Consider the following 12,344-nt stretch of genomic DNA (forward strand, 5'->3'; position numbering starts at 1 on the left):
GCACGAGTGAAGGAGGACGACATGACGATCCACTCGCAGGCCCCCGTCGTGGTGGGCGTGGACGGCTCCGCCGCCTCGCTGGACGCGGTCCGGGTCGCCGCCCGCGAGGCCGCCGACCGGAACCGGCCGCTGCAGGTCGTCCACGCGTTCATCTGGCCGTTGACCCGCGCGCCGCTCACCCCGGCCCCGGGCGCGCCCGCCGGCGCCGGCCTGCGCAACCAGGCCGAACGGGTCGTCGCCGAGGCGGTCGCCGAGGCCGGCAAGGTCGCCCCGGACGTCCCGGTCACCGGCGTGGTGGTCGACGGCGCACCGGCTGCGGTGCTGGTCGCCGAGTCCCGCGAGGCGGCGCTGATCGTGCTCGGCCACCGGGGCCTGGGCGGGTTCGCCGGTCTGCTGATCGGCTCGGTCACGCTCCAGGTGTCGGCCCGCGCACACTGCCCGGTGCTGGTGACGCGTGGCGAGGCGCGCGCCGACGGCCCGATCGTGGTCGGCGTGGACGGCTCCGAGCTGTCCACCGCGGCGGTCGGGTACGCGTACGAGGAGGCCGCCCGCCGGGGCGCGTCGCTGATCGTGGTGCACGCCTGGCTGTACCCCACCCCGATCGGCCCCGGCGACATCCTGCCGCTGGTGTACGACCCGGAGGCGCTCGCCGAGGAGTCCCGGCGCGTCCTCGCCGAGTCGATCGCCGGCTGGGCCGAGCGTTACCCGGACGTGCCGGTACGGCAGCGGTCGCTGCGCGGCGCCCCGGCCCGGGTGCTTGTGGAGGAGTCGAAGGACGCCCAGCTCGTGGTGGTCGGCGCGCACGGCCGGGGCGCGCTGGGCGGGCTGCTGCTCGGCTCGGTCAGCCACGCGGTGCTGCACCACGCCCACTCGCCGCTGGTGATCGTGCGCAACGGCGCCTGACCTCGCGACCGCGCCCGACCAGGCGAGAACGCCGACTGTGCCCGACCCCCGCGACAGCGCCTGACGCCCCGACGGCGTCAGGCGCTGCGGACCGTGGTGAGGTCGGCCAGCCCGGAGATGGTCAGCAGCGGCTCCAGCAGCGGGCCGGCGATCAGCGCGATCCGGTCGGCGTGCGGGAACAGCGCGGCCAGCCCGGCGCTGTCCAGGTACTCCACCTTCGTGAGGTCCACGACCAGGGGTTCGCCGTCGGGGCGTACGGCTTCGGCCAGCGCGTCGGCGAAGGTGGACGCGTTGCTCATGTCGATCTCACCGACGGCTGCCAGCACGCGGACGCCGTCCGGACTGTCGCTCGTGGTCAGGGTCAGGGACGTGCTCATGGCGTGATCCTCGCCTGCATGTCGACGGTGGTGCCGGTGGCCCCCGGGGTGACGCTGATGTTGTCCATCAGCGCGCGCATGAGCACGAGTCCCCGGCCGCGGTGCGGGTCGGGAGGCTGGTCCCGGTCGCGCCAGTGGCCGCTGTCGGTGACGCTCAGGCGCAGGCCGCCGGCGGTGGCGGCGGCACGCAGCCGGATCCGTCCGCCCGGGTCGTCGCGGTGCCCGTGCTCGACCGCGTTGGCGCACGCCTCCCCGGCCGCCACCAGGATGTTGTACGCGTGGGCCGGGGCCAGCCCGCAGCGCTCCAGCCATCCCCGCAGCGCGGTGCGGACCTCGGCCAGGCGCGTCGACTCGGCCGGGAACTCCAGTTCCAGCGGCCCGGGGTGGCGGTAGAGCAGCAGGGCCACGTCGTCGTGGTAGCCCCCGTCCGGGGTGAGCCGGTCCATGATCTCGGTCGCCAGCACCTCGACCGGCGCGTGATGGCCCTGCTGGATGGCGTCGGTGGCGCGGGAGATGCCGGCGGTGATCGGCTGGCGGCGGCGTTCCACCAGGCCGTCGGTGTAGAGCATCAGGGTGGCGCGCGGCGGCACCGTCGCCTCCGCCTCCGGACGTTCCTGCCCGGGTCGTACGGCCAGCGGCCGGGACCGGCCGTGCTGCAGCAGTTCGGGAGTGCCGTCGGCGCGGACCACGATGGCCGGTGGGTGACCGGCGCTGGAGTAGCGCATCAGGCCGGTGGCCGGGTCCAGCACGCCGCAGAAGACGGTGGCGCAGGACGCGCCCGGCAGCAGCGCGGCGAACCGGTCCAGCGCCTCGAGCGTCCGGGCCGGGCTCGGGCCCTGCAACAGCAGTGCGCGGCAGGCGCTGCGCAGCTGCCCCATCACCGTCGCGGCCTGAAGGCCGTGGCCCACGCAGTCGCCGACCACGATGCCGATGCGCCCGTCCGGCAGCTCCACGGTGTCGTACCAGTCGCCGCCGACCTTGAGCGGCATCGCAGCGGGGGAGTACCGCACCGCGAAACCGGCGGGGAGCTGCGCCGGGCCGAGGATCGCCCGTTGCAGGGCCAGCGCGGTCTCCCGCTGCTGGTCGATCTGGTGCACCCGGTGCAGCCCTTGCCCGATGTGGCCGGCCAGCAGCGCCAGCAGCGTCTGGTCCTGCTCGGTGAAGGGCCGCTTCTCGCCCAGGTCGATCCAGAGTGCCATGGTGCCGTCCGGGTGCTCGACGGCGATGCCGGCGCCGTGCGTACGCGTCGCCACCGGGGTCAGCAGCGGGGTGTCCCGCAGCGCGAGCAGCGCCTGCCGGCGCTCCTGCGGCAGCGTGTCCCACCGTGCCGCCGGGTCGGTGGCGGTCACCTCGGGGACGGGCGGGTCGCCGAAGACGGCCGTGAGCACGCCGGCGGCCCGCCACAGCTTGCGCAGCTCGTCCAGCACCCCGTGCAGCGCGTCGGTGAGGTCGTCCGCCTGCGACAGCCGCATGCTGAGCCCGGCGAGGGCGGTCTCCCGCTGCACCGCGTAGTGCTCGGCGGTGACGTCACGGAACGTGCCGACGATCACCCGGCGGCCGGTGTCCGGATCGTCGACCTGGTTGAACGCGGCCGAGATCCAGATCCGGTGCCCGTCGCGGTGGGTCACCGGCACGGTGTACGTGCCCCGGGTCTGCCCCACGAGTCTCGAGAACGCCTCCGCCACCTGGCGGTGCGCCTCGGGCTCGGCCTCCCGGTCCGGCCACCACGGGTGCACCGCCGGATAGGGCAGCCCTTCGGTCCCGTAGCCGAGGATGCCGGTGAACGCCGCGTTGATCTCGACCACCGCGCCGTCCTCGTCGCAGACGAAGAACGCCTCCTGCAGCGAGTCGACGAGCGCGGTACGCCAGCGGGCGTGGTGGTTGCGCAGCCGGGCCAGCTCCACGTTCGCCCGTACGCGGGCCAGCAGCTCGGCGGCCGGGAACGGCTTGACCAGGTAGTCGTCGGCGCCTGCTTCCAGCCCTTCGATCGAGGCCTCCTGCCCGGCGCGGGCGGACAGCAGCAGCACCGGGGTGCCGGCCGTCCGCTGGTCGGCGCGCAGCGCGGCGACCAGTTGCAGGCCGTCGAGCCGGGGCATCATCACGTCGCTGACCACCAGGTCGGGGGTGTGCGCGCGGGCGGCGTCCAGCGCGGCCTGCCCGTCGGCGACCGCGTGCACCTCGTGCCCGGCCGAACGCAGCAGCCGGGTGAGGTACTCCCGCATGTCGGCGTTGTCGTCGGCCACCAGGACGCGGGCCTGCGCCCCGTCGGGCAGCGGCTGGAGCGGTCCGCCGGCCGGGACGTCCCCGCCGCCGGCGGCGGTGCCCGGTTCGGCCGGCAGCCAGCGCAGCGCCTCCTGCACGAACGGCTCGGCCGACGCCGGCGTCCGGCCGGTGCCCGCCGGGGCGAGCGCGTCGGCCGGCAGGTGGCCGGTGCCGAACGGCAGCCGGATGGTGAAGGTGGTGCCCCGGCCCACGGTGCTGATCGCGTCGATGCCGCCGCCGTGCAGCGTGACCAGCTCCCGAACCAGGGCCAGGCCGATGCCGCTGCCCTCGTCGGAGCGGGAGCGGGCGTTCTCGATGCGGTGGAACCGCTCGAACAGGCGCGGCATCTCGTCGGCGGGTACGCCGATACCGGTGTCGGAGATCCGCAGCACCGCGGTGTCGGCCTCGCCGCGCAGCTCCACCCGGATGGCGCCGTCGAAGGTGAACTTCAGCGCGTTGCTGAGCAGGTTCAGCACCACCTTCTCCCACATGCCGAGGTCCAGGTGCACCGGCTCGGGCAGGGGCGGGCAGTCGACCTCGAAGGACAGGCCGGCCCGTTCGATCGCCGACCGGAAGACGCTCGCCAGGTCGGCGGTCACCGCGGCCAGGTCGACCGGCTCGTAGCGGGCCTGCATCCGGCCGGCCTCGATCCGGGAGAAGTCGAGCAGGCTGTTGACCAGCTTGCCCAGGCGCAGGCCGTTGCGGCGGATGACGTCCAGCTCGGCGCGGACCTGCTCGTCGGCGTCCGGCAGCCGGCCGCGCAGCTCGTCCAGCGGTCCCATGATCAAGGTGAGCGGGGTGCGGAACTCGTGGCTGATGTTGGAGAAGAAGGCGGTCTTCGCGCGGTCCAGCTCGGCGAGTTCCTCGGCCCGCCGCTGCTGTGCCTGGTAGCTGCGGGCGCTGGCGATGCCGGTGGCCAGGTGCCCGGCGGTCAGCTCCACGAAGCCGCGGTACCCGTCGTCGAGCGCCCGGTAGCGGTTCAGCCCGGCGACCAGGAACCCGTACGGGGCCCCGCCCTGTTGCCGCAGCGGCACCAGCAGCGCCTCGGCCGGCGCGGCGGGCCAGGCGCCCGCCGGCAGGTCCGCGAAGGGCGGGCCGTCGAGCCCGACCCGCACCGAATCGCCCTCGGTGAGGTCGCCGGCAGGCCACGGCGCGGCCGGGTCGCCGAGCGACAGCGTGGCCGGGGCCGCCGGGTGCCCGTCCGGCAGGCCGGTCGCCTCCACCAGCCGGGCCCCGCCGTCGTCGTCGTACAGGTAGGTGAGCGTGAACGGCAGGTCCTGCGGGTTGCGGGCCAGCTGGCGGCTGACGAACGCGAGCGTCTCCTGCTCGGTGCGGATGACGCTCGGATCCGAGCCGAGGTCGCGCAGCGTCGCCATCCGCCGCTCGCCGATGACCCGCTCGGTGTCCTCGCTGACCACGCAGAGCATCCCGACCAGGCCGCCGTCGTCGTCGCGCAGCGGGCTGTAGGAGAACGTGTGGTAGGTCTCCTCCCGGTAGCCGGCGCGTTCCAGGAACAGCAGCAGCCCTTCGTCCCAGGTCGCCTCGCCGGTGCGCAGCACGGTGTCGACGCGGGGGCCGATGTCGTCCCAGATCTCCGCCCACACCTCGTTCGCCGGCAGCCCCAGCGCCCACGGGTACTTGCGGCCGAGCGTGTCCCGCCGGTAGGCGGCGTTGCAGAAGAAGCTGAGCTGCGGCCCCCAGGCCATCCACATCGGGAACCGGGAGGACAGCAGGATCCGTACCGCGGTCCGCAGGCTCTGCGGCCAGGTGTCCGGCGGTCCCAGGGGATGCGCCGACCAGTCGATCCGCGCCAGGTCCGGCCCGATCTCCGCGTCCACGGCGAAGACGTCGGCACGCGTATGCGGGTCGGTGTCAGCGCCGCTCATCGCCCGAGTCTCCCCCACCCCGTCCGGTCCCGCTCGTCCGGGCCACGTCGCGGCCTCGTGGTCGCTTCTTGCCCCGTCGCGCCCCCGGCACTCCACCCGGGGCGGGGAGATCTGACTCACGTGACGGCAGCGGGCCAGGCAGGGGTTGGTGGTGCGGAAAAACGAAAGGCTGCGGCATAACGAAAGGCAAGGAGACAGATCTCCTCGCCACTATCAACGTATATCGCACCCCGGGTCTTGCCGCAAGACCCCGGTGATGCCGCAGAATCATCGGCCGATGCGGGTCGAGCTGCGAAAACGGGGGCACGGCATGACCGGACGGTACGTGTGGCAACTGCACGAGGTGGACGAGACGCGGATCGCCGCGGTGGGGGGCAAGGGCGCGCACCTGGGGGCGCTGAAGAGGATCGACGGGGCGCGCGTACCTCCGGGTTTCTGCGTCACCACCGACGCGTTCCGGCTGGCCGTGGCGCGGACGCCGGCGCTGGCCGGCCCGCTGGAGCGGCTCGCCCGCGCGGACGCGGACGACCCGGCGGCGATCCGCGCGGCCGCCGCCGAGGTCCGTCGCGCGGTCGAGCGGGCCGCGCTGCCGGGCGAGGTCGCGGCGGCGGTCACCGCCGCGCTGGCCGGGCTCGGCGCGGACGCCGCGTACGCCGTGCGGTCGAGCGCGACGGCGGAGGACCTGCCGGACGCCTCGTTCGCCGGCCAGCAGGACACCTACCTGAACGTGGTCGGCGCGGCCGAGGTGCTGCGGCACGTCAGCCGCTGCTGGGCCTCGCTGTTCACCGACCGTGCGGTGACCTACCGGCGGCGCCACGGCATCGACGACCGGGCCGTGGAGATGGCGGTGGTGGTGCAGCTGATGGTCGTCCCGGACGCGGCGGGGGTCATGTTCACCGCCGACCCGGTCACCGGCGACCGGACGGTGGTGTCGGTGGAGGCCGGCTTCGGTCTCGGCGAGGCACTGGTCTCCGGCCTGGTGAACCCGGACGTCTTCACGGTGCGCGACGGCGCGGTGGTCGGCCGGGCGATCGGCGCGAAGGCGCGGGCGGTGTACGCGGCGCCCGGCGGCGGCACCCGGGAGACGCCGGTCGACCCGGCGCGGCAGGCCCAGCCCGCGCTGACCGACGCGCAGGCGGTACGCCTCGCCGCGCTGGGCCGGCGGATCGAGGCGTACTTCGGCTGCCCGCAGGACGTCGAGTGGGCAGTGACCGGGGACGACGTCCACATCCTCCAGAGCCGGCCGATCACCACGCTGTTCCCGGTGCCGGCGGCCGCCGCCGACGGGCGGTTCCACGTCTACCTGTCGGTCGGCCACCAGCAGATGATGACCGACGCGATGAGGCCGCTGGGCCTGTCGATGTGGCGGCTGACCGCCATGGCGCCGATGCACGAGGCGGGTGGCCGGCTGTTCGTCGACGCCACGCCGCACCTGTCCACGGCGGCGGGCCGGGCCGCGTTCCTGGGCATGATCGGCCGGGCCGACCCGCTCACCCGGGACGCGCTGGAGACGGTCCTCGCCCGGGACGTCGTACCGGCCGCGCCGGAACCGGCCCCGGCCGGCCCGCCCGCGGGCGGACCGCCACCCCCGATCGACACCGACCCGGCGATCGTCACCACGCTCGTCGAACGCAGCCGGGAGTCTCTCGCCGCCCTGCGCCGCGACGTCCGCGGCCGCTCCGGACCCGAGCTGTTCGACTTCCTGGCCGAGGCGTTCGCCGAGCACAAGCGGGTGCTCACCGATCCGTTGAGCGCCCAGGTGATCATGGCGGGGATGCAGGCCACCTGGTGGCTCAACGACAAGCTGGGGGAGTGGCTCGGCGAACGCGACGCCGCCGACACGCTCACGCTGTCCGCGCCCGGCAACGTCACCGCCGAGATGGGCCTGGCGCTGCTCGACGTGGCCGACGTGGTCCGCGCGTACCCCGAGGTGGTGGCGTTCCTGCGGGACGCCGCCGACGACGGGTTCCTGGACGAGCTGCCGAAGCTGCCCGGCGGCGCGCGGGTGCGCGAGGCCGTCGAGGGCTACCTGGACCGGTACGGCATGCGCTGCGTCGGCGAGATCGACATCACCCGGCCACGGTGGAGCGAACGCCCGGCCACGCTCGTGCCGCTGATCCTGGACAACGTCCGCACCTTCGCCCCGGGCGCCGCCGCGCGCCGCTTCGCCGAAGGCCGGGAGCGGGCCGAGGCGAAGGCCCGGGAGGTGCTGGACCGCCTGCGCGCGCTGCCCGACGGCGAGCGCAAGGCCACCGAGACGCAGGCCGCGATCGAGCGGGTACGGACGTTCGCCGGCTACCGGGAGTACCCGAAGTACGACATCGTGAGCCGCTACGCCGTCTACAAGCAGGCGCTCATGGCGGAAGCCGGTCGGCTGGCGCGCGCCGGTGTGCTCGCCGACCCGGAGGACGTCTACTACCTCACCTTCGACGAGTTCCGGGAGGTCGCGGCCACCGGGCGGGTGGACGCCGGGCTGATCCGCAGGCGCCGGGAGGAGTTCCGGTCGCACCAGGCGCTCACCCCGCCCCGGGTGCTCACCTCCGACGGCGAGGCCCTCAACGGCTCGTACCGGCGGGACGACGTACCGCCGGGCGCCCTGGCCGGGCTGGCGGTCTCGGCCGGCGTCGTCGAGGGGCGGGCGCGGGTCGTGACGGACCTGGCCGGTGCCGACCTGGAGCCGGGCGACATCCTCGTCACCGCGCACACCGACCCGAGCTGGACGCCGCTGTTCGTCGCAGTCGCGGGCCTGGTGACGGAGGTGGGCGGCCTGATGACGCACGGCGCGGTGATCGCCCGCGAGTACGGCCTGCCCGCGGTGGTGGCGGTACCGGACGCGACCCGGTTGATCCCCGACGGCGTGCGGATCCGCGTGCACGGCACCGACGGGTACGTCGAGCTGCTGTCCTGACGGCCGGTCCGGGTCCCGGCGTGCCCCGCCGGGACCCGGAGCGCCGGTCAGGCGGGGCTGCCGGTCACCGTGTCTCCGGACCTGACTATCCGGTACGTGACCTGGGTGCCGCTCCAGAAGTGGAAGGTGAGCGTGACCGGGCCGTCGTCGACCTCGGCGAAGAACTCCGGCTTCAGGAGGATCATGTTCGCGGCGTAGTCGGGCTGGAAGTGCGTCCAGAACTCCTTGTACGGGGTCCAGTTCGCCGGTCCGGCGGGGCTGCCGTCGGCGTACTTCGCCTCCATCGTGGCCAGCTCGTCGCCGTTGAACCGGGTGGGGACGGCGAAGGCGCCGGTCGTGCCGGTCGCCGCGGACTGCGTCGGCGGATCGTACGAGACGACGCTGATCCGCCACGGCACGCCGGCGGAGAAGCGGGTTTCGACGGTGGCGTTGACGCCGGGGGCGCGGTCACCGGCCAGCCGCGCCACGGCCGTTCCGGTCAGCGTGAGTGTGGTGCCGGACACTGTGTAGTCGGCGCCCTCGGTCAGCCTGGTGTCACCCTGCCACAGTCCTTGGAACGACGTGCCGTGGAGATCGAGCGTGAGCGCCTTCGCGGTGACGGCGCCGGTGCGGGACACGTGGATCCGGTCCGAGGACGCGGTGGCGGAGCGGGTGGTCCAGCTCGCCTTCATCAGGGCGAACAGGCCGGGATCGCGCCACTGGAGATCGTTGCGGTTGAGGAACGAGCCGGCGTCCCAGAGGACCGTGGTGAGACCTCTGCTGCGGGCGTGGTAGCCGACGGCCTCGAAGAACTTGAGCAACTCCCCGCGCTCGATGATGCCGGGCCGCGTGTAGTCGTAGCTGAGCAGCGCCCACTCGCCGATGATCACCGGGATACCCCGGGCGACGAACGTGTCGCGTACCCGGTTGAAGCCGTCGACCATGTCCTGTTCGACGTTGGCGTCGTACCGGGTGCCGCCGGCGATGTTGACGCTGAACGGCCACCACCCGTAGAAGTGGACGGTTGCCGCGATGTGGTCGTCCTGGAGCCGGCCGATCGTGGCCGACAGGGCGTCGAGCCGCGCCTGCTCGGAGCTGGTGTGCAGGGTGGGCAGCACGAGTACGCGGTCGGCGTTGTTCCCACCGGTGCGGCGTACGAGGCGCACGAATGCGGTGTTCAGCTCGTCCAGCACCTCGTCGCTCTGCGTGTCGCCCGCCGTGCCGGTGAACTGCGGCTCGTTGATGCTCTCGAAGAGCAGCTTCGACGAGTGGCCGCGGAAGGCGGTGGCGATCTGGGTCCACAAGGCGGTGTACCGGTTCATCACAGTGCTCCGGTCACCGGGATAGGCGTTGATCCACTGCCATGAGTCGTGATGCAGGTTGATCAGCACGTAGAGGTCCTCGGCCAGTGCCCAGTCGACCACCTGACGGATCCGGCTCAGCCAGGCTGCGTCGATGGTGTGGTCGGGTGCGGGGCCGTGGTGGTTGCTCCAGGTCACCGGGATGCGGATGCTGCGGTAGCCCTGGGAGCGAACGTGGTGCAGCAGCGCCTGCGTGACCGGCGGGTTGCCCCACGACGTCTCGTCCGGGATGGCGTCGAACGTGTTTCCCAGCCCCCAGCCGGGCTGCATGTCGGCCACCGTGCTCATCGCGTCGTCGGACGGCGACCCGGTCGGCGGCGGCGAGGTGGACGGCGACGGTGACGGGGAGCGCGAGACCGACGCCGACGGCGAGGGCGGTGGGGTGGAGGTCGGCGCGCCGCCGCTGCCGTCGCAGGTGACGCCGTTGAGCGCGAACGAGGTGGGTGCCGTGTTGCTGCCCGTCCAGGCCCCGTTGAACCCGAAGGACACGCTGGCGTCGGTGCCGATCGTGGCGTTGTAGCTCATGCTCTTCGCGGTCTGGCGGGGACCGGCCGCGGTGACCGTCGCGTTCCACGCCTGCGTCACCCGCTGCCCGGACGGGAACGTCCAGGTCAGATTCCAGCCGTTGACCGGGCTGCCCAGGTTGGCGATCGTGACGTCGGCGGTGAAGCCGCCCGGCCACTGCGACGGCACCGTATAGGTGACGCGGCAGCCGGCGGCGGCCTGGGCGTTGCCGGTGACGGTCAGGCCGCCGGCGACCGTGAGGGCCACGACGGCGGCCACCAGGCCGATCCGCCGGCGGACCTGTCGGACGTTGTGCTCACTCATGAAAGGGCTCCTCGCCGTGCAGGCGTGCGGTCGGTGCCGGATGCGCGGCGGGCCGCCTGCGTGCGGCGGCCGGCGACGTTCCGGTGCGCGGCGCCTGCCCGGGGCGCGCGCGACGAGTGGCGAGGCTCCCGCGGCTGCCGACCGTATCGATGTGACCGATAACATCGTCGGCAGTCGATTACTGTACCGGAGGCCCCCGCTTGCGGGAACGACGCGCGGCCCGGTCGCCGGTATCGTCGTGAGCACCCACCGCCGGCCCGGGCGCCGCTGCCCGGCGGGCGGGCGGGGACGCACTGACACGGGGGGGCGCGATGCGGATCGGGGAGCTGTCGGCGCGTACCGGGGTGAGCGCCCGGTCCATCCGGTACTACGAGCAGCAGGGCCTGCTCGCCGCCGTGCGGACACCGAGCGGGCAGCGGGTCTTCGCCGAGTCGGCGGTGGACCGGGTCCGGCTCATCCAGCGGCTGTTCGACGCCGGGCTGAGCAGCCGCCGGATGGCCGAGCTGCTGCCCTGCGTGACCGATCCGGAGATCCGCACCTCGTGGCTCACCGACCGGCTGCGCGAGGAGCGGGCCCGGATGACCGCCGAGATGGCGCGGCTCGCGCACGCCGTCGCGGTGCTCGACGACGTCGTGTCCGACATGAGCGTGACCGAGGACACCCGGGATCGGGCCGCCTGAACGCTTGCCCTTGACACCGGTGTCAACTCCTAGCGTCGGGTCATGAACGCGACTCTGGACACCGCCTCGCCGCTGGCGCCGCTGCTGGCACCCGTCACCGTCGCCGGGCTGCCGGTGCCGTCCCGCTTCGTGATGGCGCCGATGACCCGTAACCGCGCGCCCGGTGGCGTGCCGACGCCGGAGATGGCCGGCTACTACCGCCGCCGCGCCGCGGCGGGCATCGGCCTGATCGTCACCGAGGGCGTGCTGGTCGACCATCCCAGCGCCGGCCACGAGGACACCGTGCCGCGGATGACCGCCGGTGCGGCCGAGGCCGGCTGGCGGGGCGTGGTCGAGGCGGTGCACGCCGCCGGCGGCCGGATCGCCGCGCAGCTGTGGCACCTGGGCAGCCTGCGCGAGCCGGTGGACGGCCGTCCGGCGTGGACCCCCTCGGGGGTACGCGAGCCGGGCCGCCCGGCGCCGCACGCGATGACCGCCGCCGACGTGGACGTGCTGCTCGCGGCGTACGCGGACGCGGCAGGGGTCGCGGTGCGGGCCGGGTTCGACGCGATCGAGATCCACGCCGCGCACGGTTACCTGCTGGACGAGTTCCTGTGGCCGTACACGAACCGCCGGACCGACGCGTTCGGCGGCTCGCCGGAGCGGCGGGCGGCGTTCCCGGCGGCGGTGGTGCGCGCGGTACGCGCGCAGGTCCCGGCAAACCGGCCGGTGATCGTGCGGTTCTCCCAGTTCAAGGAGCGCGCGTTCGACGCGCGGATCGCCGAGACCCCGGCCGAGCTGGCGCGGATCCTCGGGGCGTTCGCCGAGGCCGGCGCGGACGTGCTGCACGCCTCGCAGCGCCGCTTCTGGCAGCCGGCGTTCCCCGGCTCGCCGCTGAACCTGGCCGGCTGGGCGAAGCGGCTCACCGGCCTGCCGTCGATCACCGTCGGCTCGGTCGGGCTGCGGCGGGACTTCCTGCGCCCGGACGGCCCGGAGTCGGTGGCGGGCCTGGCCGCGCGGCTGGCGGACGGGGAGTTCGACCTGGTCGCGCTGGGCCGCGCGCTGCTCGGCAACCCGGCCTGGGTGACGCACGCCGTGGCCGGCCGGCTGGACGAGATCGTCGACTACCGCAAGGCGCACGAGGACGTCTATCCCTAGGCGGCAGGGGTTGACGCCGGGGG

General features: G+C 74.0%; 7 protein-coding genes. 4 read left to right on the forward strand and 3 right to left on the reverse strand.

Annotation, left to right across the window (positions count from 1 at the left end; translation table 11 throughout):
* Positions 1–21: 21 nt before the first annotated feature.
* The gene (locus tag SM452_RS05725) at positions 22–903 is read left to right on the forward strand and encodes a universal stress protein (protein WP_262011912.1); all 882 of its coding nucleotides are present in this window, start codon (positions 22–24) and stop codon (positions 901–903) included.
* A gap of 77 nt (positions 904–980) precedes the next feature.
* On the opposite strand, the gene SM452_RS05730 is transcribed toward SM452_RS05725, so the two are convergent.
* Together SM452_RS05730 and SM452_RS05735 are read right to left on the reverse strand one after the other, a co-directional pair.
* Positions 981–1,280 carry an STAS domain-containing protein gene (locus tag SM452_RS05730; RefSeq protein WP_262011911.1) on the reverse strand — a complete coding sequence of 100 codons (300 nt, stop codon included), beginning with the start codon at positions 1,278–1,280 and terminating at the stop codon, positions 981–983.
* Positions 1,277–5,428 carry a SpoIIE family protein phosphatase gene (locus tag SM452_RS05735; RefSeq protein WP_463839428.1) on the reverse strand — a complete coding sequence of 1,384 codons (4,152 nt, stop codon included), beginning with the start codon at positions 5,426–5,428 and terminating at the stop codon, positions 1,277–1,279. Before SM452_RS05735 ends, SM452_RS05730 begins: the two co-directional genes overlap by 4 nt.
* Positions 5,429–5,738: 310 nt before the next feature.
* Between SM452_RS05735 and rph the strand changes: the two genes are divergently transcribed.
* On the forward strand, positions 5,739–8,336 hold the full coding sequence (gene rph / locus SM452_RS05740; RefSeq protein WP_355509774.1) for a rifamycin-inactivating phosphotransferase: 2,598 nt from the start codon (positions 5,739–5,741) through the stop codon (positions 8,334–8,336).
* A 47-nt stretch (positions 8,337–8,383) separates the two neighbouring features.
* Here the strand turns inward: rph and SM452_RS05745 are convergent, their stop codons facing one another.
* Positions 8,384–10,504 (reverse strand): cellulase family glycosylhydrolase, encoded by a 2,121-nt coding sequence (locus SM452_RS05745; protein ID WP_463839429.1) that lies wholly within the window; start codon positions 10,502–10,504, stop codon positions 8,384–8,386.
* A 311-nt stretch (positions 10,505–10,815) separates the two neighbouring features.
* Here SM452_RS05745 and SM452_RS05750 point away from each other — a divergent pair, with 311 nt between their 5' ends.
* Together SM452_RS05750 and SM452_RS05755 are read left to right on the forward strand one after the other, a co-directional pair.
* Positions 10,816–11,184, forward strand: a complete 369-nt coding sequence (locus SM452_RS05750; protein ID WP_262011908.1) for a MerR family transcriptional regulator — start codon at positions 10,816–10,818, stop codon at positions 11,182–11,184.
* 42 nt (positions 11,185–11,226) lie between these two features.
* The gene (locus SM452_RS05755) at positions 11,227–12,321 is read left to right on the forward strand and encodes an oxidoreductase (protein ID WP_355514572.1); all 1,095 of its coding nucleotides are present in this window, start codon (positions 11,227–11,229) and stop codon (positions 12,319–12,321) included.
* Positions 12,322–12,344 lie beyond the last annotated feature (23 nt).

The sequence above is a fragment of the Micromonospora sp. SYSU B005 genome (assembly GCF_055362685.1).